This is a genomic window from Mesoterricola silvestris (genome assembly GCF_030295405.1).
GTDB lineage: Bacteria > Acidobacteriota > Holophagae > Holophagales > Holophagaceae > Mesoterricola > Mesoterricola silvestris.
Genome location: NZ_AP027080.1, coordinates 4,795,001 through 4,816,775 on the forward strand (window position 1 = coordinate 4,795,001; position 21,775 = coordinate 4,816,775).

The 21,775-nt window shown below is 67.8% G+C and carries 23 protein-coding genes; 13 read left to right on the plus strand and 10 right to left on the minus strand.

Annotated elements, in window-relative coordinates; translation table 11 throughout:
• Positions 1–53 precede the first annotated feature (53 nt).
• Together ribF and R2J76_RS20605 are read right to left on the minus strand one after the other, a co-directional pair.
• Positions 54–986, minus strand: coding sequence for a riboflavin biosynthesis protein RibF (gene ribF / locus R2J76_RS20600; RefSeq protein WP_316413542.1), 933 nt, complete (start codon positions 984–986; stop codon positions 54–56).
• The gene (locus tag R2J76_RS20605) at positions 986–1,933 is read right to left on the minus strand and encodes a TerC family protein (RefSeq protein ID WP_316413543.1); all 948 of its coding nucleotides are present in this window, start codon (positions 1,931–1,933) and stop codon (positions 986–988) included. Before R2J76_RS20605 ends, ribF begins: the two co-directional genes overlap by 1 nt.
• Before the next feature lie 39 nt (positions 1,934–1,972).
• Here R2J76_RS20605 and R2J76_RS20610 point away from each other — a divergent pair, with 39 nt between their 5' ends.
• Together R2J76_RS20610 and R2J76_RS20615 are read left to right on the plus strand one after the other, a co-directional pair.
• A complete protein-coding gene (locus R2J76_RS20610; protein ID WP_316413544.1) occupies positions 1,973–2,689 on the plus strand; it encodes an RsmE family RNA methyltransferase in 717 nt (238 codons plus the stop codon).
• Between the two features lie 58 nt (positions 2,690–2,747).
• Entirely contained in the window at positions 2,748–3,248 is a 501-nt protein-coding gene (locus R2J76_RS20615; RefSeq protein ID WP_394366854.1) for a peroxiredoxin, read from the plus strand.
• On the opposite strand, the gene R2J76_RS20620 is transcribed toward R2J76_RS20615, so the two are convergent.
• Positions 3,238–3,507 (minus strand): TMEM165/GDT1 family protein, encoded by a 270-nt coding sequence (locus R2J76_RS20620; protein WP_316413547.1) that lies wholly within the window; start codon positions 3,505–3,507, stop codon positions 3,238–3,240. The genes R2J76_RS20615 and R2J76_RS20620 overlap by 11 nt on opposite strands.
• A 52-nt stretch (positions 3,508–3,559) precedes the next feature.
• On the opposite strand from R2J76_RS20620, the gene R2J76_RS20625 reads away from it, so the two are divergent.
• From R2J76_RS20625 to R2J76_RS20645, 5 genes are read left to right on the plus strand one after another with little or no spacing between them, the layout of a single operon-like run.
• On the plus strand, positions 3,560–4,447 hold the full coding sequence (locus R2J76_RS20625; RefSeq protein WP_316413548.1) for a ribonuclease D: 888 nt from the start codon (positions 3,560–3,562) through the stop codon (positions 4,445–4,447).
• Positions 4,448–4,506: 59 nt separating this feature from the next.
• Positions 4,507–5,289 (plus strand): flagellar assembly protein FliW, encoded by a 783-nt coding sequence (fliW, locus tag R2J76_RS20630; protein ID WP_316413549.1) that lies wholly within the window; start codon positions 4,507–4,509, stop codon positions 5,287–5,289.
• 14 nt (positions 5,290–5,303) lie between these two features.
• Entirely contained in the window at positions 5,304–5,573 is a 270-nt protein-coding gene (csrA, locus tag R2J76_RS20635) for a carbon storage regulator CsrA (RefSeq protein ID WP_316413550.1), read from the plus strand.
• Positions 5,574–5,594: 21 nt separating this feature from the next.
• A complete protein-coding gene (locus tag R2J76_RS20640) occupies positions 5,595–5,774 on the plus strand; it encodes a hypothetical protein (protein WP_316413551.1) in 180 nt (59 codons plus the stop codon).
• Between the two features lie 22 nt (positions 5,775–5,796).
• Positions 5,797–5,946, plus strand: a complete 150-nt coding sequence (locus tag R2J76_RS20645; protein ID WP_316413552.1) for a hypothetical protein — start codon at positions 5,797–5,799, stop codon at positions 5,944–5,946.
• An 84-nt stretch (positions 5,947–6,030) separates the two neighbouring features.
• Here R2J76_RS20645 and uvrA read toward each other — a convergent pair whose 3' ends face one another.
• Complete coding sequence (gene uvrA / locus R2J76_RS20650; protein ID WP_316413553.1) at positions 6,031–8,865, minus strand: excinuclease ABC subunit UvrA; 2,835 nt, start codon at positions 8,863–8,865, stop codon at positions 6,031–6,033.
• An 81-nt stretch (positions 8,866–8,946) separates the two neighbouring features.
• On the opposite strand from uvrA, the gene R2J76_RS20655 reads away from it, so the two are divergent.
• The 3 genes from R2J76_RS20655 to galU are packed head-to-tail and all read left to right on the plus strand — an operon-like array spanning position 8,947 to position 12,324.
• Positions 8,947–9,846 carry a CHAD domain-containing protein gene (locus tag R2J76_RS20655; RefSeq protein WP_316413554.1) on the plus strand — a complete coding sequence of 300 codons (900 nt, stop codon included), beginning with the start codon at positions 8,947–8,949 and terminating at the stop codon, positions 9,844–9,846.
• Positions 9,843–11,441 (plus strand): sensor histidine kinase, encoded by a 1,599-nt coding sequence (locus R2J76_RS20660; protein ID WP_316413555.1) that lies wholly within the window; start codon positions 9,843–9,845, stop codon positions 11,439–11,441. Before R2J76_RS20655 ends, R2J76_RS20660 begins: the two co-directional genes overlap by 4 nt.
• A gap of 7 nt (positions 11,442–11,448) precedes the next feature.
• Positions 11,449–12,324 (plus strand): UTP--glucose-1-phosphate uridylyltransferase GalU, encoded by an 876-nt coding sequence (galU, locus tag R2J76_RS20665; RefSeq protein ID WP_316413556.1) that lies wholly within the window; start codon positions 11,449–11,451, stop codon positions 12,322–12,324.
• A 37-nt stretch (positions 12,325–12,361) separates the two neighbouring features.
• Here the strand turns inward: galU and mnmG are convergent, their stop codons facing one another.
• Genes mnmG through R2J76_RS20680 form a run of 3 tightly spaced genes read right to left on the minus strand, consistent with a single transcriptional unit; the run spans position 12,362 to position 14,868 of the window.
• Positions 12,362–14,233, minus strand: a complete 1,872-nt coding sequence (gene mnmG, locus R2J76_RS20670) for a tRNA uridine-5-carboxymethylaminomethyl(34) synthesis enzyme MnmG (RefSeq protein WP_316413557.1) — start codon at positions 14,231–14,233, stop codon at positions 12,362–12,364.
• A gap of 31 nt (positions 14,234–14,264) precedes the next feature.
• Positions 14,265–14,489, minus strand: a complete 225-nt coding sequence (locus R2J76_RS20675) for a YtxH domain-containing protein (RefSeq protein ID WP_316413558.1) — start codon at positions 14,487–14,489, stop codon at positions 14,265–14,267.
• Positions 14,482–14,868: a hypothetical protein gene (locus tag R2J76_RS20680; protein WP_316413559.1), complete on the minus strand. Its 387-nt coding sequence runs from the start codon at positions 14,866–14,868 to the stop codon at positions 14,482–14,484. The genes R2J76_RS20675 and R2J76_RS20680 overlap by 8 nt, the downstream gene beginning before the upstream one ends.
• Positions 14,869–14,984: 116 nt before the next feature.
• On the opposite strand from R2J76_RS20680, the gene pssA reads away from it, so the two are divergent.
• Positions 14,985–15,827 (plus strand): CDP-diacylglycerol--serine O-phosphatidyltransferase, encoded by an 843-nt coding sequence (gene pssA / locus R2J76_RS20685; protein WP_316413560.1) that lies wholly within the window; start codon positions 14,985–14,987, stop codon positions 15,825–15,827.
• Here the strand turns inward: pssA and R2J76_RS20690 are convergent, their stop codons facing one another.
• From R2J76_RS20690 to thyX, 3 genes are read right to left on the minus strand one after another with little or no spacing between them, the layout of a single operon-like run.
• Positions 15,828–16,349, minus strand: coding sequence for a DUF192 domain-containing protein (locus tag R2J76_RS20690; RefSeq protein WP_316413561.1), 522 nt, complete (start codon positions 16,347–16,349; stop codon positions 15,828–15,830). It abuts the gene before it with no gap.
• 34 nt (positions 16,350–16,383) lie between these two features.
• Positions 16,384–17,589, minus strand: coding sequence for an aminotransferase class V-fold PLP-dependent enzyme (locus tag R2J76_RS20695; RefSeq protein WP_316413562.1), 1,206 nt, complete (start codon positions 17,587–17,589; stop codon positions 16,384–16,386).
• The gene (thyX, locus tag R2J76_RS20700) at positions 17,586–18,266 is read right to left on the minus strand and encodes an FAD-dependent thymidylate synthase (protein WP_316413563.1); all 681 of its coding nucleotides are present in this window, start codon (positions 18,264–18,266) and stop codon (positions 17,586–17,588) included. The genes R2J76_RS20695 and thyX overlap by 4 nt, the downstream gene beginning before the upstream one ends.
• Positions 18,267–18,418: 152 nt before the next feature.
• On the opposite strand from thyX, the gene fsa reads away from it, so the two are divergent.
• A complete protein-coding gene (fsa, locus tag R2J76_RS20705) occupies positions 18,419–19,066 on the plus strand; it encodes a fructose-6-phosphate aldolase (protein ID WP_316413564.1) in 648 nt (215 codons plus the stop codon).
• Between the two features lie 1,394 nt (positions 19,067–20,460).
• Complete coding sequence (locus R2J76_RS20710; protein ID WP_449405577.1) at positions 20,461–21,546, plus strand: IS256 family transposase; 1,086 nt, start codon at positions 20,461–20,463, stop codon at positions 21,544–21,546.
• The last annotated feature ends 229 nt before the right edge of the window (positions 21,547–21,775 follow it).

Genomic DNA, 21,775 nt, shown 5'->3' on the forward strand with positions numbered 1-21,775 from the left:
CCCGGCGCGAAGCACCCTGTTAACGCTGCAAACAAGGATGTTCGCAGGACGTCTCAGGACCCCTCGGCCCGCCAGGCCAGTCCGGACGCCACGTCCCGCGCGATCTGGGCCCGCAGCTCCTCCACGCCGGCGAAGCGCATTTCGCCCCGGATCCGGTGGAGGAAACGCACCGCGAGAGGGGCTCCGTACAGATCCCCCTGGAAGCCGGGCAGGTGGGTTTCCACCGTGATGGCCCGGCCCTGGAAGGTGGGCTTCTCCCCCACGTTGGTGAGGCCCCGCAGGGGGCTGGGGAGGTGGGGACCCGCCACTTCCGTGACGTAGACGCCGTTGCCGGGCAGCTGCCCCTGCTCCCAGGCCAGGTTTGCGGTGGGAAAGCCCATCTGGCGGCCCCGGCGCTCCCCTTCCACCACGATCCCGGTGAGGGCGTAGGGATGGCCCAGCAGCGCCGCGGCCTCCTCCACGTCGCCCGCTTCCAGCGCCGCGCGGATGCGGGTGGACGAGAGGTGCCCCCCGTCCGGCGCGCGCAGGGCGTGGGCATGGATCTCGCAGCCGGCCTGCCGGCCCCAGGCCTCCAGCGCGTCGAGGGTGCCCGCGCGGTCCTTGCCGAAGCGGAACTGGCGGCCCACGTGCAGTTCCCGAGGGGCCAGGGCCCGCTCGAGGCCCTCCAGGAAGGCGGCGGGGCTCAATTCGGAAAAGGCCCGGCTGAAGGGGATCACCCAGGCCAGGTCCATGCCCGCGATGCGGAAGGCCTCCAGGCGCTGGGGCAGCGTCATCAGGAGCTTGGGCTTGCGCTCGGGCGCGACGACGACGGAGGGGTGCGGATCGAAGGTGACCACCGCGGCGGTCAGGCCCAGCTCCCGGGCCCGGGAAGCCGCCAACTCCAGCACGGCGTGGTGGGCGGCGTGGACGCCGTCGAAGTTCCCGAGGGTGACCACGCAGGGGCCTTGGGCGGGGGCGGCCTCCAGGGCATGGGTCCAGATGCGCATCAGGCCCTGCCTTTGCCCGGACGGGTGGTCCACAGGCTCGAAAGGATGCAGCCCGCGAGGATCGCGCCGATGGCCAGGAGCGAATGCAGGATGGGGACGTGGATCCATTCGGCGATGCACATCTTCACGCCCACCAGGGCGAGGATCACCGCCAGGCCGATGCTGAGGTGGTGGAACCGGTCCACCATCCTCGCCAGGAGGAAGTAGAGGCTGCGCAGGCCCAGGATGGCGAACACGTTGCTGGTGTAGACGATGAAGGGGTTCCGGGTCACGGCCAGCACGGCGGGAATGGAATCCACGGCGAAGACCAGGTCGGTCACCTCCACCACCACCAGCACCAGGAACATGGGGGTCGCGAAGGTGCGGCCCCCCTTGCGCACCAGGAGCTTCGTGAAGCCGCCCTCGGGATCGAAGGGCAGGACGCGCTGGAAGGCCCGGGCCACGGCCCCGTCCTTGGGATCACCGGGCTCCTCGTCCCTGTGGACCAGCATCTTCACGCCGGTGTAGATGAGGAATCCGCCGAACACGAAGGTCATCCACGCGAAGCGCTGCAGCAGGGCGGTGCCCGCCAGGATCATCACGGCCCGCATCACCAGGGCGCCCAGGACGCCCCAGTACAGCACCCGGTGCTGGTTCCTGCGCGGAACCTGGAAGGACGTGAAGACCAGGACGAATACGAAAAGGTTGTCGACGCTGAGGGACTTCTCCAGCAGGTAACCCGCGAGGTACTCGCCGGCGTGGACGGGCCCCATGTATTTGAGGATGAGGCCGTTGAAGGCCAGGGCCAGGGCGATCCACACGGCGGTCCACAGCCCGGACTCCCGGATCGACGGCTCATGGGCGGAGCGGTTGAAGACCCCCAGATCCAGGGCCAGCATGGCGAACACGAGGACGTGGAACCCCAGCCAGGCCCACCAGGGTGCGGATTCGAGCAATGCGTGGAACAAGTTGCCTCCAGATCCTCCAGTTTAGGGGAAGATTCCAGCATGAGCCTCCCACGCTTTTTCCTCACCCAGGCCGACCTCCCCCGGGAGGGCTCCCTCCTCCCCCTGGAACCGGCCCAGGCCAAGCATCTCTGGGTGCTGCGCCTGGGCGCGGGGGCCGCGCTGGAACTGGTGCTTCCCTCGGGGCCCTGGAAGGCGGACCTGGCCGAGATCACCAAGGACCGGGCCGTGGCCCGCCTCGTGCGGCCCCTGGAGGAACAGCGGGAGCCGGCCTTCCCGGTCCACGCCTGGATTCCCCTCACGGCCCAGCTGTCGCTCCTGGACGACGTGCTGCCCGGCCTCGTTGAACTGGGCGCCACCTCCATCCAGCCCGTGGCCTACGAGCGCAGCGAGTACGACCCCGCCAAGACCCAGGCGCGCTTCGAGCGGTGGGAGCGCATCATCCGGGGCGCCTGCGAGCAGAGCCACCGGTCCCGGATCCCCGCCCTGGGCCAGCCGGCGGAATTCGATGCCCTGCTCGGGGTGGATGTGCCCCAGCGCTGGGTGGCCTACGAAGTGCGCGCCGGGGAGGGCAACCCCCGCCTTGAACCCGGTCCCGTCGCCTTCACCAGCGGGCCCGAGGGGGGGATCACCGACGCCGAATTCGCCGCCTTGACCGGTGCCGGGTGGAAACCGGTCACCCTCGGGGGAAGCATCCTGAGGGCCGTCACCTGCCCCGTGGCCCTGCTGGGAGCCATCCGGTTCCAGAACCCCCGGTGAACCCCGGGAACGCCGGGGCCGCGGGGGCATCCAATGGGGTGGAGGCGTCCCCATGTCCATGTTCAGAACGCTCGTCGCAGGCACCCTGGCCACCCTGGCCCTTTCGGGGGCCGATGTGAAGCCCGGCGTCCCGGCGCCCCCCTTCACGGCCCAGGACCAGAACGGCAGGACCGTCAAGCTGGCCGATTTCACCGGGAAATCGGTCGTGGTGCTCTATTTCTACCCCAAGGACGACACCCCGGGCTGCACCAAGGAAGCCTGCTCCCTCCGGGACGGCTTCGACCGGATCAAGGCGAAGGGCGCCGTCGTCCTGGGGGTCAGCGCCGACGACGTGACGAGCCACGCCGCCTTCTCGGAGAAGTACCACCTGCCCTTCCCCATCCTGGCGGATCCGGGTCACGCCATCATCGACGCCTACGGGGTCCGGATGCCGGTGATAGGCGTGGCCAAGCGGGTCACCTTCATCATCGGGAAGGACGGGATCGTGAAGGACGTCCTCAGGGACGTCAAGGCCGCGGAACACGACGAGCAGGTGCTGAAGGCCCTCGCTAGCCTTTGACGATCACCCACAGGCCGACGCCGATGAAGGCCGCCCCGGCGGCGTATTTCACCATGTGCTCCGGGATGAGCCTGAACAGGGCTCCCCCCACCAGGACGCCGATGGCCGTGGCGCACACCAGGGCGGCGCTGGCGGCGAGGAACACCGTGAGGAGGGCCCCCGACCGCGCCGTGGCCGTCATGGCGGCGAGCTGGGTCTTGTCGCCCAGCTCCGCCAGGAACACGGTGACAAAAGTTGCCCAGAACAAGGATTTGCTCATCGAATTCTCCCTTGACAGTCTAGACGAACCGAATTTCGGGCACACTTTAGGAATGTCACTGGCTCACTTCGATCTCCCAACCTCGTACGTTGATTCGCCCGAGACGCTCGCGGAAGCGCTGCCCCACTGGTTCGCGGCCAATCTCCTCGCGGTGGACATCGAGTGCAGCCTGACGGGATTCCATCACTGCGTACTGGCGCTCCTCCAGGTGGCCACCCACGACCGGTCCTGGCTTGTGGACCCCATCGCCATCCCCCAGCTCATGAAGCCGACCCTGGAGGCCATGGCCGAGGTGCCCTGGATCGTCCACGACTTCTCGGGCGACGGCATCGTGTTCAAGCGCATCTACGACGTGGTGCCCTCCTCGGTGATGGACACGATGCTCCTGGCCCGCACCCTGGGGTACCCCCAGCCCGGCCTCAAGACCATGGCCCGCCTGAAGCTCGGGGTGGAGATCCCCAAGGAGGAGCAGGACTCCAACTGGATGTACCGGCCCCTGCGGCCGGCCCAGATCAGCTACGCGGCCCGGGACGCGGCCCTGCTGCTGCCCCTGCTGCGCACCCTGGCCATCGAGGCCGACGCCCGGCGCGACGATCCGGAGGTGGGACCCCGCCTGGCCCAGCTCCCCGGCGAGATGCGTCGCACCATCCAGCGGGTGCGGTCCTACCGTCCCCCCACCGACCATCCCGTGGTGGACAAGGTCCGCCACATGGGCCTGGGCGACACCGCCGTGGAGCGGGCCCGCCGCCTGACCCACCTGCGACACCTGTGGGGCAACCAGGGGGACGTGGCCGCGGTGATGGAACTGGGCAACCGGTGGATCCTGGCGCGGCTGGAGCATCCCCCCAAATCCAGGGAAGCGCTGGAGCGGTGCATTCCCAATCCGCGGTTCCGGCGGACCCGGCTGGACGAACTCTGGGCCGTGTTCGAATCGAAATAAGGCGCCCGGCCCTGGCGGTCGATGGGATGATGGACCACCACCTTGATCCAGGAGCCCGGATGAACCAGGAAGATTTCATCATCACCTTCCCCAAGGCCCTCGCCGGCTTTCCGACCCTGACCGAATTCCGGGTCTTCGAGCCGGAAGGCACGTACCCCCTGAAATTCATGCAGGCCGTGGCTTCGCCGGACATCTCGTTCGCTTGTATGGACGCCGCGACGGTGAAGCTGGACTACGACGTGCCCCTGTCCCCGGAGGAGGCCCAGGTCCTCGCCCTGGAGAAACCCGAGGATGCCCTGGTGCTCGTCATCGTGGTGGTGCCGGGGGAGGATCCCCGGCGCATGACGGCCAACCTGGCGGGCCCCCTGGTCCTCAACACCCGCACCCGCACGGGCGTCCAGGTCCAGCTGGACACCCGGATCTTCCCCCTGCAATTCCCGGTGTTCCTGCCCCGTGGCGAGGGGGAGATCGGGTTCCCCGCCGGGCTCATCGGCTTCCCGGAACTCCGGCGCTTTGAACTGCTGGAGCCCTCCGACGCCTACCCCCTCAAATTCCTCCAACCCGTCGAGCGCGAGGATATTCATTTCGTGTGCATCGATGTGGCGGCCATCAAGGGGGATTACCAGGTGCCCCTTTCCGGCGAGGATGCCAGCGCCTTGGCCATCGAGGCCCCCTCCGAGGCCCTGGTGCTGGCCCTGGTGGTCATTCCCGAGGATCCCCGCCACATGACCGCCAACCTGGCCGGGCCCATCCTCATCAACCTGCGCACCCGGCAGGGACGCCAGGTGGTGCTCAATACCGAGCAGTTCCCCCTGAAGTTTCCCGTCATATCAGACAAGTAGCCTGAAAGGTCCCCATGCTTGTCATCACCCGGAAGCTGGATCAATCACTAATTATCAATGGAAATATCGAAGTCCTGGTCGTGGGCGTGAGCAAGGACGGGGTCCGCCTGGGCATCAAGGCCCCCAAGGAAGTCCAGGTGCACCGCCGCGAGGTTTTCGATGCCATTGCCGAGGTGAACCGGGCGGCGACCGCCCAGGGCCGGGGCCGGGATCTCACCCTCCAGGACGCCGCCGCCCTCCTGCGGGCAAGGTTGCCTAAAGTCAAACCGGCGAAGGACCGATAAGAATGATTCAGGAGTAGCCCCGTGGACGTGAGTCTTTCCGTGGACAGCTTGATGAGCCAGCAGGCGAGCATGACGCAGGCGGCCCTGGGCGTCGGGGTGGAGCGCAAGGTCCTGGACATGGCCCAGGCGGAGGGCGCCGCCCTGGTCCGCCTCATCGATTCCGCCGGAGGCCTGGGCGGAAACATCAACACCTACGCCTAACCGGTTCCCCAGGGGGTTCGCCATGAAGGTTTCAAGCATCCAGCCGCATCCGCAGGCCACCAAGGTGGAAACGCCCAAGCAAGCTCCCGTCCAGGCCCAGCAGAAGGCCCAGGAGGCCCCCAAGCCCCCGCCCCCCGCCCACCTGGGCAAGACCATCGACACCAAGGCCTAGAATCGACCGAGTCCCAGCCTTTCGCCCCGGTTCGTTGCTGCGGGCTTGGCCCGCAGCGACGAACCGGGGCGAAAGGCTGGGACCCTACGCCTTAAGGTAGGGCCGGAGGTATCGCCCCGTGACGCTGGCCTTGTTTTTGGCCACCTCCTCAGGGGTGCCCGTGGCGATGATGAGGCCGCCCTCGGCGCCCCCTTCGGGGCCCAGGTCCAGGATGTGGTCGGCGGTCTTGATGACGTCCAGGTTGTGCTCGATGACCACGACGGTGTTGCCGGCGTCCATGAGGCGGCCGATGACCTCCAGGAGCTTCTGGATGTCCTTGAGGTGGAGGCCGGTGGTGGGCTCGTCCAGGATGTAGAGGGTGCGCCCGGTGGGACGCTTTGAAAGCTCCCGGGCCAGTTTCACCCGCTGGGCCTCGCCCCCCGAAAGGGTGGTGGCGCTCTGGCCCAGCCGGATGTAGCCCAGGCCCACGTCGGAGAGGGTCTGGAGCTTGTTGGCCAGCACCGGGATGGGCGCGAAGAGGGCCAGGGCCTCCTCCACGGTCATGGCCAGCACGTCCGAGACGCTGTGGCCCTTGTAGTGGATCTCCAGGGTCTCCCGGTTGTAGCGCTTGCCCTTGCACTGCTCGCAGGTGACGTAGATGTCCGGCAGGAAGTGCATCTCGATCTTGAGGACGCCGTCCCCCTCGCACTTCTCGCACCGGCCGCCCTTCACGTTGAAGCTGAAGCGCCCCGGCGTGTAGCCCCGGGCCTTGCTTTCGGGCAGCTGGGAGAAGAGGTCCCGCAGCGGGGTGAAGAGCCCGGTGTAGGTGGCGGGGTTGCTCCGGGGGGTGCGGCCGATGGGGGCCTGGTCGATGTCGATGACCTTGTCCACGTGCTCCAGGCCCTTGATGCTCCTGTGCCGGCCCACCACGTGGACGCCCTGGTGCAGCTGGTTGGCCAGGGCCTTGTAGAGGATCTCGTTCACGAGGGTGCTCTTGCCCGAGCCCGAGACCCCGGTGACGCAGGTGAATAGGCCGATGGGGAAGGAGGCGTCCACCTTGCGCAGGTTGTTCTCCTGGGCCCCCACCACCTGGATGTGGCCCCGGGAGGCCTTGCGCCGCTTGCGGGGGACGGGGATGGTCTCCTTGCCCGAGAGGAAGTGGCCCGTGACGGAGGCCGCGCTGCGGCTGATCTCCTCCGGGGTGCCTTCGGCCACCACGAAGCCACCGTGCTCCCCGGCGCCGGGGCCCAGGTCCACCACGTGGTCGGCGGCGAGGATGGTCTCCAGGTCGTGCTCCACCACCAGGACGGTGTTGCCCAGGTCCCGCATCTCCTTGAGGGTGTTCAGCAGCTTCTGGTTGTCCCGCTGGTGCAGGCCGATGCTGGGCTCGTCCAGGACGTACATGACGCCCTGGAGCTTGGACCCGATCTGGGTGGCCAGGCGGATGCGCTGGCCCTCGCCGCCGCTGAGGGTGGCCGCGGAGCGGTCCAGGGTCAGGTAGCCCAGGCCCACGTCGTCCAGGAAGCCCAGGCGCTCGTTGATCTCCTTGAAGACCTTGCCGGCGATGACGGCGTCCTTGCCCTCCAGGCGCAGCTTGTCGAACCACACCCGGGCGTCCCGCACGCTCATAGCGCTCACGGCGGCGATGTGGAGGCCCCCCACGAAGACCGAAAGAATCTCCGGCTTGAGCCGGGTGCCCCCGCAGGCCTCGCAGGGGGTGATCCGCATGGATTCCTCCATCTCGGCGCGGATCTCCTCGCTGGAGGTCTCCCGGTAGCGGCGCTCGAGGTTGCCCACGACGCCTTCGAAGTTGTGCATGAACTCGTAACGGTTGCCCTTGTTCTGGTAGATGAACTTCATCTTGCGGTCCAGGCCGTAGAGCAGCACCCGGCGCACGTCGGCGGACAGCTTCCTCCAGGGGGTGTCCAGGCTGAAGGCCAGGGCCTTGGACAGCTGGCCCAGGAACTGGGCCCGCCACCCGTCCTCCCCGGCGGACTTCCACCCGCTGGCCACGATGCAGCCCTGGCTGATGCTCAGGTCGGGGTTGGGAACGATGAGCTCCTCGGCGAACTGCCGCTTGAAGCCCAGGCCGTCGCAGGTGGGGCAGGCCCCGAAGGGCGAATTGAAGCTGAACGAGCGCGGCTCCAGATCGGGGATCCCCATGCCGAAGCGCTGGCACTTGACGTTGTTGCAGGCGAGCTTGGAGGAGAAGAGCCGTTCGTTGCCCCCCAGGTCCACCAGGGCCGACCCTTCGGCCAGGTTGCAGGCGATCTCGAGGCTGTCGGCGAGGCGGGAGCTGATGCCCTCGGCGTTCTTGAGGCGGTCGATGACCACCTCGATGGTGTGCTTCTTCTGCTTGTCCAGGTCGGGGACGCCGTCGGTGAGGTCCAGCATCTCCCCGTTGACCCGGGCCCGGATGTAGCCGCGCTTCATGAAGTCGGCCAGCAGCTTCTTGTACTCGCCCTTGCGGGCCCGCACCACCGGGGCCAGCACCTGGATCTTCATGCCCTGGGGCTGGGCCAGGATCTGGTCCGCCATTTCCTGGATGGTCTGGCTGGCGATGGGCCGGCCGCAGGCCATGCACTGGGGCAGCCCCACCCGCGCGAAGAGGAGCCGCAGGTAGTCGTAGATCTCCGTCACCGTGGCGACCGTGGACCGCGGATTGCGGCTGGTGGTCTTCTGCTCGATGGAGATGGCCGGGGAGAGGCCCTCGATGCTGTCCACGTCGGGCTTTTCCATCTGGTCCAGGAACTGGCGGGCGTAGGCGGAAAGGCTCTCCACGTACCGCCGCTGCCCTTCGGCGTAGAGGGTGTCGAAGGCGAGGCTGGACTTGCCGCTGCCGGACAGCCCCGTGATGACGACCAGCTTGTTCCGGGGAAGGACCAGGTCCACGTTCTTGAGATTGTGTTCCCTGGCGCCCTTGATGGTGATGCTGTCCATCCGTACCTCGTTCCGCGATTTTACGCCAAAATTTCGCATCCGGGAACGGCGTGCGGAATTTTTCTTCTCTATGATGGTCACATGCACGCCCTGGAACTCAGCATCCTCCTGCACCGCGCCCTGGAGGCGCGGGTGGAGCACCTCGCCGGGCTCCTGGCGGACCCCGCGTGGCCCTCGGACCCGGAGCGCCTCCACCAGGTGCGGGTCGGCTCCCGGCGGGTGCGGGCCGTGCTGGACCTGGTGCGCCCGGAGCTGTACCCGGGCTTCCGGCGCCAGGGCCGCAAGCTGCGCGCCCTCACCCGGGCCCTGGGGCTGACCCGCGAGCTGGACGTGCACAGCGCCTGGCTGGAGCGCCTCGCGGTGCCGGGCCTTGCCACGGGGTCGGCCCGGGAGCATGCCCTGGAGGTCCTGGACGCGCGGAGGGCCCGGGCCCGGCGCGCCATGGCCCGGAACCTGGAGGGCAACCCCTGCCGGCACCTCTCCGACCTCCTGGAGGTGCCCAGCCTTCCCGACCCCTTCGTTCCCGGAAACCTTGCGCAGGAGGTGTGGGACGCCCTCGACCCCATGCTTGAGGCGGCGTTCTCGCCCCTGCCGGGCCTCCTGGGCAGGGAGGACCCGCCGGCCCTCCACGCCGCGCGGATCCGGGCCAAGCGCCTGCGCTACACCCTGGAGATCCTGGCCGCGGCCTTCCCCGCGCCCCCCGTGGAGGGCCTCCGGCAGCTCCGGGAGCTCCAGACGGCCCTGGGGGAGCACCACGACCTCGCGATGCTGGAGGGCTTCCTCCAGGAGCTCCAGGAGGGCCTGGCGGCCCGGGCCCGGGCGAAACTCGCCTCCGGGACGCTGGAGCTTCTCGCCTACGCGGGAGAGGCCCGGCTGGGGGCCTTCGAGCGGTTCCGCGCCGCCGCCGCGGCCATGCCGGAGGAAGCGTTCCGGGCCTCCCTGCGGGAAGGCCTGGGCCTGCCGGGGGAGGGGAAACCATGAAGTACGTCCCCCTGGGCTGGTTCCGCAGCCTCCACGCCAAGCTCTTCATCGTCACGGCCCTGGTGACCAGCCTGCTCACCATCGCCGTGGCCTACTCCATCACCCGCAACAGCCGCCGGGAGATCCTCAACTACACCCGGAACCTGGCCTGGGAGACCTCGTCCGTGGTGGAGACGGAGATCCTCCAGCGGTGGGACAAGGACTTCCGGGATTTCAAGAACCAGCGCGGCATCGAGGAGCTCCTGGAGGGCCTTGCGGGGCCGGACCGGAGCATCTTCCAGATCGACGTCTTCAGGCGCGAGGGCACCGACGAGGTGTCCCTGGTGACCTCCTCCGCGGACGACGCGGCGGTGACCTACGGCAGGGAGATCGGCAGCTACATGAGGGGCGCGCCCCAGGCGGAACTGGTGGACCTCAACACCGGGAACCGGGCCTGGAAGTTCTACCTGCCCATCAAGAACCCCAAGAAGGGCCAGCCCCCCCTGGGCCTCATCCGCACCTACTGCGACCTGGAGCACTGGGAGACGGTGTGGGACCACAACCTCCGGAACACCTACGTGAGGCTTCCCTTCGTGCTCCTGGGGGAGTTCATCCTGCTGTGGGTGATCCTGGCCACCGTGGTCACCGAGCCCATCCGCAGCATCACCGACGCCATGAGCCGGCTTGAGCAGGGCGACCCCACGGCCCGCACCGACGTGCGCAGCAACGACGAGCTGGGCATCATCGCCAACCGCTTCAATCTCATGGCCGCGCAGCTGGAACGCGCCTCGCTGGAGCGGGAGCAGCTCATCGAGGAGATCAAGGGCCTCAACGCCGGCCTCCAGAGCCGGATCCAGGACGCCCTTTCGGCCCTCCAGGCCAAGAACCAGGAGCTGGAGAACCTCATGGAGGGCAACGCCCTCCTGCGGGAGGAGCTCAGCCAGCAGGAGCGGCTCGCCGTGGCCGGGCAGCTCACGGCGGCCTTCGCCCACGAGGTGGGCACCCCCCTCAACCTGGTGAACAGCCACCTCCAGCTCCTGGAGGGCCAGCCCGAGGTCACCGAGCGCACCCGGGACCGCCTGGGCGTCATCCGGGGCCAGATCGAACGCGTGGCAGACATCGTGCGCAAGATGATGAGCACCACCCGCCGGCCCCGGATCCACCCCGAGCCCGTGCCCCTGGGGCCCCTGGTGGCCGATCTCCAGCGCCTCTGGAGTCCCACCCTGGCCAGCCACGGCGTGACCTTCGCGCTCCAGGCCCCGGACCCCTGCGTGCTGCACGTGGACCGCAAGCAGATGGAGCAGCTCTTCCTCAACATGGTGAACAACTCCGTGGACGCCATGCCCGACGGCGGGCACCTGGACCTGAAGGTGGAGCCCGATCCCGGGGGGCGGCGCTGGCTGGTGAGCCTGGCGGACACCGGCATGGGCATCCCCCCGGAGGTGCTGCCCAAGGTCTTCAAGCCCATGTTCACCACCAAGCCCGACGGCAAGGGTACCGGGCTCGGGCTGGCCATCTGCCGCGAGATCATCCGGGCCCACGGGGGCGAGATCCACATCGAAAGCGAGGAGGGCAAGGGCACGACGATGCGGTTCCCCCTGCCCGCCATGCCATAATCGGGGCATGAAGAAGATCCGCAAGGCCGTCATCCCCGTCGCGGGCCTGGGAACCCGTTTCCTGCCGGCCACCAAGGCCCAGCCCAAGGAGATGCTGCCCCTGGTGGACAAGCCCGTCATCCAGCACGTGGTGGAGGAGGCCATCCACGCCGGCATCGAGAACATCGTCCTCATCACGGGCCGGGGCAAGCAGGCCATCGAGAACCACTTCGACGTGGCCTTCGAGCTGGAGGAGGCCCTGGACCGCCGGGGCCGCACGGAGGAGCTCAAGCTCGTGCAGGGGATCACCCACCTGGGCCAGTTCTCCTACGTGCGCCAGGGCGAACCCCTGGGCCTGGGCCACGCCGTGCTCTGCGCGCGGCACGCGGTGGGCGACGAGCCCTTCGCCCTGCTCCTGGGCGACGACGTCTTCGACGAGAACGATCCGGCCCTGGGGGCCCTCATCGCCGCCTACGAGGCCACGGGGAAATCCGTGGTGGGCGTCCAGGAGGTTCCCGAGAGCCACGTCTCCCGGTACGGCATCGTGAGCATCCCGGCCTCGGGCGGGGGCCCCTGGTGGGAGGTGGACCACATCGTGGAGAAGCCCCGGCCCGAGAACGCCCCCAGCCGCTGGGCGGTGGTGGGGAGGTACGTGGTGCTCCCGGAGGTCTTCGAGCACCTGGCCAGCCTCAAGCCCGGCGTGGGCGGAGAGTACCAGCTCACCGACGCCCTGATGGTCATGGCCGAGGCGGGGCGCCTGGTGGCGGCGCCCATCCCGGCCCGGCGCTTCGACACCGGCGACAAGCTGGACTACCTGAAGGCCAACGTGGAGTTCGCCCTGAAGCGCGACGATCTGCGGGAGCCGTTCCTCGACTACCTGAAGGACCTGGTGACCCGGGGGTAGGGAGCATCGCACGTGTTCCGGAACACGGGCGACGCCCCTACCCCCGGGTCCGCTCCAACAGCAGGTGCAGCAGCGTCACCGCGGCGGGGGTGATGCCGGGGATGCGGGAGGCCTGGCCCAGGGTCTCGGGGCGGTGGCGCTGGAGCTTCTCCTTCACCTCCGTGCTCAGGCCGGGCAGGTGCTCCACGCGGAAATCCACGGGGATGCGCACGTGGTCCCAGGCGCGCTGGCCCTGCAGAAGGCGGGCCTCCCGTTCGTGGAAGGCCTGGTAGCGCGTCTCGAAGAGCAGGATGTCCCGCTCCCAGCGCGGGTCCCAGCCCTCCTGGGGGAGCTCCCATCCCGGAAGCAGGGCGAGGGCGGCGTCGGCCAGGTCCGGGGTGACCTGCTGGCGCCGCAGGAGGTCCAGGAGGGTCATGCCCGATGCCAGGGTGAGGCCGGCCCGGGCGGCGATGGGGCCGAAGGGCGAGGTGGGGGCCACCCAGGCCTCCCCGCACTGCTCCCGCAGGCGCTCCCGGCGCTCCATGCGGGCCTCCACGGTGCCCAGTTCCCCGGGGGACAGGGCCCCCACCTCCCGGGCCACGGACAGGAGCCGCGCGTCGGCGAGGTCGCAGGCCAGGGCCAGGCGGTGCTCGGCCCGGGCGGTGAGCATGCGGTAGGGCTCATCGGTGCCCTTGGTGACCAGGTCGTCGATCATGACCCCGATGTAGGCCCGGTCCCGGCCCAGGACGACGGGTTCCTGCCCCCGCAGGCTCCGGACGGCGTTGATGCCGGCCATGAGGCCCTGGCCCGCGGCCTCCTCGTACCCGGTGGTGCCGTTGATCTGCCCCGCGAACCACACCCCCTCGAGGCCCGCAACCTGGAGGCCCCGGGTGAGCTGCAGGGGATCGAAGCTGTCGTACTCGATGGCGTAGCCGGGCCGGAGGATCTCCGCCCGCTCGAACCCCGGGAGGCTGCGCACCATGCGCTCCTGCACGTCCACCGGCATGGAGGTGGAGAGCCCCGCCAGGTATATCTCCCGGGTCTCCAGGGAATCGGGCTCCACGAAGATCTGGTGGCTGTCCTTCCCGGGGAACTTCACGAACTTGTCCTCGATGGAGGGACAGTAGCGGGGGCCGACCCCCTCCACGTGGCCGCCGTACATGGACGAACGCCCCAGGTTCTCCCGGACGGCCCGCTCGGTCTCGGCGGTGGTGTGCACGATGTGGCAGGGCACCTGGCGCTGGGGGATGCCCGCGCTGAAGAAACTGAAGGGCCGGGGCACCGGGTCCCCCCACTGGGGCTCCAGGCGGCTGAAGTCGATGGTGTCGGCGTTCACCCGGGGGCTGGTGCCGGTCTTGAGGCGCCGGCAGCGCAGGCCCAGGGCGCGCAGCTGCTGGGCCAGGTGGGTGGAGGGGGGTTCCCCGGCCCGGCCGGAGTCCAGCTTGCGCTCGCCGATGAGGACCTTGCCGTTCAGGAAGGTGCCGGAGGTGACCACCACCGCGTCGCAGGGCAGGAAGGAGCCGTCCACCAGCTCCACGCCGTGGAGCCTGCCCCCGGCCCATTTCAGCTCGGCCGCCACCCCCTGCACCAGGCGCAGGCCCGGGACCCCCTCCAGCAGGTTGCGGGAGGCCGTGCGGTACTTCACCCGGTCCGCCTGGGCCCGGGGTCCCCGCACCGCCACCCCCCGGCTGGCGTTGAGGATCCGGAAGTGGATGCCGGTGGCGTCCGTGAGGCGGCCCATGGCCCCCCCCAGGGCGTCCAGCTCCCGCACCATGTGGCCCTTGCCCACCCCGCCGATGCTGGGGTTGCAGCTCATCTGCCCGAGCTGGTCCAGGTTCATGGTGAGGAGGACCGCGGGCACCCCCATCCTGGCGGCGATGGCCGCCGCCTCGATGCCCGCGTGTCCGCCCCCTATGACCACCAGCTGCATGAATGCCCCAAGGCAGTCAGTCTATACGGATTCAGCCCCGGCTGGCCTCGTCGCTCATTCCGTCGGCAGCGGCCGAATAGATCTCGTTGCCCACCCGGCGCGCCTTGTCCCGCACCTTGTTGGACATGTCCTTGAGATCCGATCGCAGGTCGCGGCCCGTCTTGGGGGTGGTGAGGGCCACCACCACCGCGCCCACCGCGGCACCCAGGAGGAAGAAAAGCAGCGTGGAACCCGTGGTGTCTCTTGAATCACTCATGTGGGGTCTCCTTTTCAGTGGCGTCCGCAGAGGGCCGCGTGAAGAAGGATATGCCGATTTTCACCGCTGTCAGGAGGGCCTCCAGCCACGGTGAGGGCCCCCTGTCCAGCAGTCCGGTCAGGGATCGCACCAGGGCCACGGCCAGTCCCCCCGCGGTGGCGGGGAATTCCAGGCTCTTCTCCACGAGGCCCGTCACCCGGTCCAGGCTCGCGCGGGTATGGTGGATGTCCTGGGCGATCTGCTTGAGGTCCTCCCGGGCGCTCTGGGCCAGATCCTCCACCGCCTTGGCGGTGCGGTACAGCTGGAGCAGGAGGGGCACCAGGCACCCTGCCAGGACGAGCACCACCAGCGCCAGAACGAACTGCAGCATCCTGTCCATGGGGACCTCCACGCAACGCCTCCCAATGTAGGCAGGGTTGCCGGGCGGTGCCAGCATTATCGGTGCCAGGAATTTGTTCCATCGTCCCGGGGCGGGTTTGGTGGGAGAATCGGGGCATGAAACAGAGAATGAATCCTGAGGAGCGCCGGGAGCGCAGGCGGCGGGTGGTGGCCCGGTCCAAGTTCGCCCTGCCTTCCGCCATCACCCTGCTTTCGGTCCTCTGCGGCTTCTCCAGCGTCGTCATGTCCATCAACGCCGCCGGGGAGCATCCGGGCGTCTACTTCCTCTGGGGCGCCGGCCTGCTCCTGGCCGCGGGAGTGTTCGATGGTTTGGACGGCCGTATCGCCCGGGCCACCAACACCGCCACGGAATTCGGGGTCCAGCTGGACTCCCTGGCCGACGTGCTGAGCTTCGGCATGGCCCCCGCCATCCTGGCCTACCGCTACGGCTTCTTCCAGCTGGGCATGGCGGATCCCCAGTTGAGGGCCGTGGGCTGGGGGGCCTCCTTCTTCTTCGTGGCCTGCGGCGCCCTGCGCCTGGCCCGCTTCAACGTCCAGGTGGGCTCCGTGGACTCCCGGTTCTTCGTGGGCATGCCCATTCCCGCCGGAGCCGCCTGCATCGCCGCGGTGATCCTCTGCTGGCCGGACGCGCCCACCCAGGCGTGGGTGGCCTACGCCTTCGCGGCCCTGCTGTTCCTGGTGGGCCTGCTCATGGTCTCCACCGTGCGCTTCCCCAGCTTCAAGAAGCGCTCCGCCAGTCCCCGCGCGGGCCGTCTCCTGACCCTGGCCAGCCTCCTGGTGCTGGCCATGATCCCGATCCTCCGGGAGCGGTTCTTCGTGTACTTCTTCGCGGCCTTCATCCTGGGCTCCCTGGCCATGAACCTGGCCTGGAAGGCGGGGTGGAGGGGCGTGGAGCCCCCCATGAAGAAGTCCGCGGAACCCGGCCTTCCCGCCGAGTAGCTACTTCCGCCGGGCCTTCGCCTTCCTGCCCTTCGCGCCCTTCGCGCCCTCGGCGGGAACCGGGAGGCCGCCGACGACGGTGCTGCCGTCGCTCAGGGCCAGGCTCCACCCGATCCGGTCCCCCTTGCGCAGGCCCAGGCGCCGGAGGGTGCCGGTGGGGAATTCCACGAAGTTCCGGGAGAGCACCGCGCCGCCATAGGTGGGACAGTCGTCGCCCCGCATGGGGGAGCAGGGGGGCACGGCCTCGGCGGTCTCCACGATGGTGCCGTCCTCCTTGACCCAGGCCACGTCCAGGGAGATGAGGCAGTTCTTCATCCAGATGCTGCGGGTGCCTTCGTCCGGGTAGATGAAGATCATGCAGCGGTCCTTGGCCAGGGACTGGCGGCGCATGAGGCCCAGGGCCTGCTCCTGGGGGGTGTGCGCCACTTCGGCCAGGAAGCGCTGGCCCTTGGCGACGACGGTTCCCCCGTCGGGTACCACCGGGGAGGCGGCGAGCAGCAGGCTGAGGAACAGTGGGGTCATGGATTCTCCGGGGCGACCCTCCATGGTAGAGCGACTATTCCAGCCAATCCACCACGCGTTCCACGTCCTCCGGCTCGTGCCAGCCGTGGAAGGCCACGCGCAGGTACCCTTCCCGCACGGATGCGTAGACGCCCCTGCGCATGCCCTTCATGAGCAATTCCTGCATGGCCGCCGGACCCCGGCCCCCGTGGTGAAGGCTCAGGATGGAGCCCAGGCGCCCCGCTTCCAGCAGGGCCCGCAGGCGCGAAGCCTCCTCCGCCCACGCGGGGTTCCGCGCCAGTCCTTCCAGGAAGCGCTCCTGCAGGAGACGGATGTGGGCCGCGATGGCCGGGATGCCGGCCTCGTTGACGGTGCGGAAGGATTCCAGGGCCCCGGTGCAGGCGACGATGCTCAGGGTCCCCGCTTCCATGCGCTGGCCATCCGCGAGCCAGGCCCGGTGATGGTCCGTGGAGGCGCGGTCGAAGGCCGTGCCTTCCTCCACGGACATCCAGGAGCCCATGGGGATCAGGTCCTTGCGGAAGGCGGGATCGGTCCACAGGAACCCCTGGCCCTGCGGTCCCAGGAGCCCCTTGTGGCCCCCCGTGGCGAAGGCGCTGGTCCCGGTCAGGTCCACGGGCAGGGTGCCCGCGCCCTGGATCCCGTCCACCACCAGATGCACGCCCCGGGCCCGGCAGGCCGCGCCCAGGGAGGCGATGTCCAGCTTGAGCCCATCCTGGAAGCGCACCCAGGACACCGCGAGCACGCGGGTGGCGTGGCTGAGGCCGGCCAGGAGGCGGGCCTCCACGTCCTCCCCCGCCCGGGGGGCGGTGGAGTCCCAGGCCGAGGCCCCGGCCCGGTGCCCCTCCCAGAGGGGCACTTCCTGGAAGCGCACGCCCCGGGCCTCCAGGGCCTTCCAGGGCCAGACGTTGGTGGGGAACTCGCCCAGGGGCACCACCACTTCGTCCCCGCGGCTCCAGCGCATGGCCTGCGCCACGGTCACCAGCCCCGAGGAAGTGGAGGGGGTGAGGGTGATATCCGAGGCCTCCCCGCCGACGATCCGGGCGGCCTCCGCCCGCAGGGCTTCCGGAACGCCCAGGTAGTCCTCCTTCCACTTCAGCTCCCAGGGCCAGAGCTCCTTGTGGAGGTAGGCCCGGATATTGCGCACCACGGCCCGGGGCACGGGGCCCTCGGAGCAGTGCATGAGCCAGAGGTGGTCGGAATCCAGGTGGAAGAGGGCGGGATTGAGGGGCGGGAGGGTCACGGCCGGGCGTTCTCCAGGAGGGCCTTGAGGGCGTTGGGGTAGAGTTCTTCCACCATGCGCCGCACGGCGTGGGCGTACTGCTGGATCTCCCACTGGGCGTGGGCGTCCGTGCGCAGCCGGATGAAGTGGGCCGCGGCCTGGAGACTGACGGTCCAGTACACCTCGGAATAGAGGCCCAGGGGCAGGATGCAGCGGGCCTGCTCCCGGCAGACCCCGAGCCCGATTAGTTTTTTATATTGCGCCACCGCGCTCCGGCAGGTTTCCAGGAAGATGGCGTGGGCCTGGTCGCCCGCATCCCCCTCCACGGTCCCCTCGGACCCCTGTTTGTTCACTTTCGCCTGGCGGCGGAAGGTTTCCGGCACGAAGAACTCGTCCTCCGGGAATTCCACGTAGCGGCCGCTGATCTCATTGAACTCGCTCGAGATGCGGTGCTTCATCCACTGCCGGAAGACGAAGATGGGCGCCTTCACATGGAAGGTCATGGCCGTATGCCGGAAGGGCGAGGTGTGGTCGTGCTCCGCCAGGTAGGCGATGAGCTTGCCGTCCGCCTCGTCATACACCTCCTTGCGCTTGCCGAAGGACACCCGGGCGGCGTTGACGACGCTGAGGTCGGACCCCATGTGGTCCACCAGCTTCACGAATCCGCGGTCCAGGACGGCCAGTTCGGTCAAGGGCATGGGAGGTCTCCAGTGCCCCATTGTAACCAGGGCCCCTTCCGGCGCCCCGGGGGACCTGCGAGAATGGGGATGCTTGGCAGGCGAACCCCGCGCGCCCCGGCCGGCCCCGATGCCGGAGGGGCGCGCGACCCCCAGGCCCCACTGGAGATCCCATGAAATTCTTCATCGACACCGCCAACATCAGCGAGATCAAGCGCATCAACGAATGGGGGATCCTGGACGGCGTCACCACGAACCCCAGCCTCATCGCCAAGGAATCCGGCAAGCCCTTCGAGGCGATCATCGAGGAGATCTGCGGCATCGTGGACGGCCCCATCTCCGCCGAGGTCATCGCCCTGGACGCCCCCACCATGATCAAGGAGGGCCGCCTCCTGTCCAAGATCCACAAGAACGTCGTGGTGAAGGTGCCCCTCACCGCCGAGGGCCTCAAGGCCACCCACGCCTTCAAGGCCGAGGGCATCCGCACCAACGTCACCCTCTGCTTCAGCGCCACCCAGGGCCTCATGGCCGCCAAGGCCGGCGCCACCTACGTGAGCCCCTTCGTGGGCCGCCTGGACGACATCAACGCCGTGGGCATGGAGCTCATCGAGGACCTGGTGACCATCTTCACCAACTACGACCTGGAGACCCAGGTGCTTTCCGCCTCCATCCGCAGCCCCCGCCACGTCACCGAATCCGCCCTGGCGGGCGCCCACGTGGCCACGATCCCCACCAAGGTCTTCGACCAGATGCTGGCCCACCCCCTCACGGACAAGGGCATCGAAGGCTTCCTGGCCGATTGGAAGAAGAGCGGCCGGTAACGGCCCGCCCCTAAGGGGGCACCCCGCGGGGGTTGGACCGGAATCCGGCTCACGTGGGGTCCACAGGTTGCCGCTCCACCCGGTTCCGATGCTGCTTGCCGCCGCCGGCCCGTCACACCCACGCGTGCAGGGTCACGGGCTTGGCGCGCGCTCGGTGAAGGTCTGGGTCGTGCCTTGCTGTATTCGCGGGTAGAGTCACCCGTGTTCTGCAAGGAGTGGGGTCTATGCGAATGGCTGTTCCACACCCGAGGTCGTAGTGGAAGAAGTGTCGGGTTGTCCTGTTTGCGACATTATTCATTGAAAGGGGAAGCCCTAAGAAGCCTTTTGCCCCTCGGGTCAAATTCATAATGGATCCCATAATCAGGTTGATTCCTCTGATCAAATACAAATATCCCATTGGTCCCAATTGAGAGTCCAGAAAAGGGACGACCAATAGTGAATAGCGGGGAATACAACATAAATACGACTTCCCTCATCTCCAAATAAATATTTGAGTCAGTCGTCAAGGTAAAGATTTTAAGTCGTCCATCATCAGTCTGACATTTCTCTTCAATCTCGGCTTTTGTCGAATCAAAGTCAATACGCGTGATACGCAAGCCACGATTCGTTTTTTTTGTCACCCAAGTATCTTTGCCCTCGAGCGCACGATGTCGAGGGTGTTGAGCACATGGTTGCACAGCATAGGCTGGATACAAGAGAAGAGAAAGGTAGCACATCATTATCACCAGACGCATAAGCCAACTCCTATTTCTTTACTTCCACATCCGAAAATACAACACCATACTTATTTGCTTCTTGAAGAGTAATTGCTCTTACAAAAATGTCTATTCGACGACCAACGATATTTCCACCAGAGTCGCCTGCAACAAAATCAATATTTGGATAGGCGCCAATCTTTAAGTGGCTACCCGGAGAAGATGCGTCAGTCTGCTCATGCCCCGTGAAACCCTTCGCTGTTTTCCCCCTGCACGACGGAATGGGACGCACTGCATCACGGGCGCCCTGAGCCGAAAGGACGTGCTGCAGCGCAGCGGAGGCGCGGTCTTTGCACCAGGGCTGAGCCGGCCGGCGCCTTCGACGGCGTGGGTCGGCGCGATTCAATTCGCTCGCTCCAGCTATTTGTCGATCACCAGTTTTTCAGCAGCAGGATGAGCCGTTTTAAACCCCAATTCAGACATCAGCTCAGGAGAGGGCGGTTGTGTATAAAAGCTTCTGTAAGTTAGCCCCCGCGCCATTCCAGGTGTCCGGGTAGCAAAGGGGCCACTGGCTCCAGTAGGTTTGAAGTTGCGAGCAAGCAAGCCTACGAAAGGAAGCCAATGGCCGAGTTGAAGTTTGAGGTCCCCGAGGGGACTGTGGAAGGACTGTTTTCGCAGCCAGGAGGCGAGGGCTTCCGAGTGCTGGTGGAAGCCGTGGCCCAGGCCCTGATCAACAGCCAGGCCGACGCCCATTTCGAGGCGCCCTGGAACGCCCGGGGCATGGAACGGCCTAACGGCTATCGCAATGGCTACAAGGATCGTGGCTTCCAGACCGTGGCCGGCGCCCTGGAGCTATCTGTACCGCAGGCCCGGAACGGCTCCTTCCGGCCGGCCCTATTCGAGCGCTGGCAGAGATCCGAGCGCGCCCTGCTGGCCGCTTGCGGCCAGATGGTGCTGGCCGGGGTGTCCAACCGGAACGTGAGCAGGCTGGCGGAGGAGGCCTTCGGGGCAGAGGTCAGTCCCAGCCTGGTATCCCAGATCCTAAAGGACATCGAGCCGGCCGTGGAAGCGTTTCGGACCCGGCCCTTGGGTGCCTTTCCGTATCTCCTCGTTGACGCCCGGTTCGACAAAGTCCGGGAAGGCCACCGCGTCCGCAGCCGGGCCTTCCTATGGGCTGCTGGGGTCAACGAGAAGGGGGAGCGAGAGGTCCTGGGCTGGCTGGATTGGGGCGGAGAGACCGAGGTGGCCTGGGAGGGCCTGTTCAAGGACCTGAAGGGTCGTGGCCTGCATGGGGTCGACCTGCTGGTCTCGGACGCCCACGAGGGCCTCTGCCAGGCCGCGACGAAGGCGTTTCCCGGATCGAGCTGGCAGGAGTGCCAGGCGCACTTCCTCCGCAGGTCGATCGAGCAGGTCAAGGCGGCGGACCAGAAGGCCTTCCGGGAAGACGTGAGGGCCGTGCTCCACGCCGTGGACTACGTCCGGTCGCAGGAGTTGCTCGGTCTGCTGAGGGCGCGCTGGGAGGAGAAATCGCCCAAGGCAGTGGACTACGTGGAGGAGCACCTGGACAGCCTCCAGGCCGTCCTGGCGCTACCCGAGGGCCATCATAAGCGGCTGCGGACGACCAATATGGTCGAGCGATTCAACCAGGAGCTGAAGCGAAAGAGCCGACTGGTGCGGGTTTGGCCCAATGCGGAAAGCCGGGAACGCGTCTACGGGGCGCTTCTCATGGAACAGAACGAGGCCTGGACCGGCCAGGCATGGGTGCACATGGGGGGACCGGCGTGATCTTGTTCCTATGGTCGCTCCATGCCCTGATGGCGCCGACCCATGCTCTGTGGAGCGTGCTCAGGCATGGAAAGCCTGTGGACTGCGCTTCGCGCACCGGCCCTGCGGGCCTGCCCGCACCCTTTCCACACCCTCGGGCTGCGCCTGGAGACCGCTGCGCGTTCTCCACATGCCCCACAGCGGATGGTCATCAGCAGGAATCTGATCGGTTTCGCCGGTCCGGGCGGGG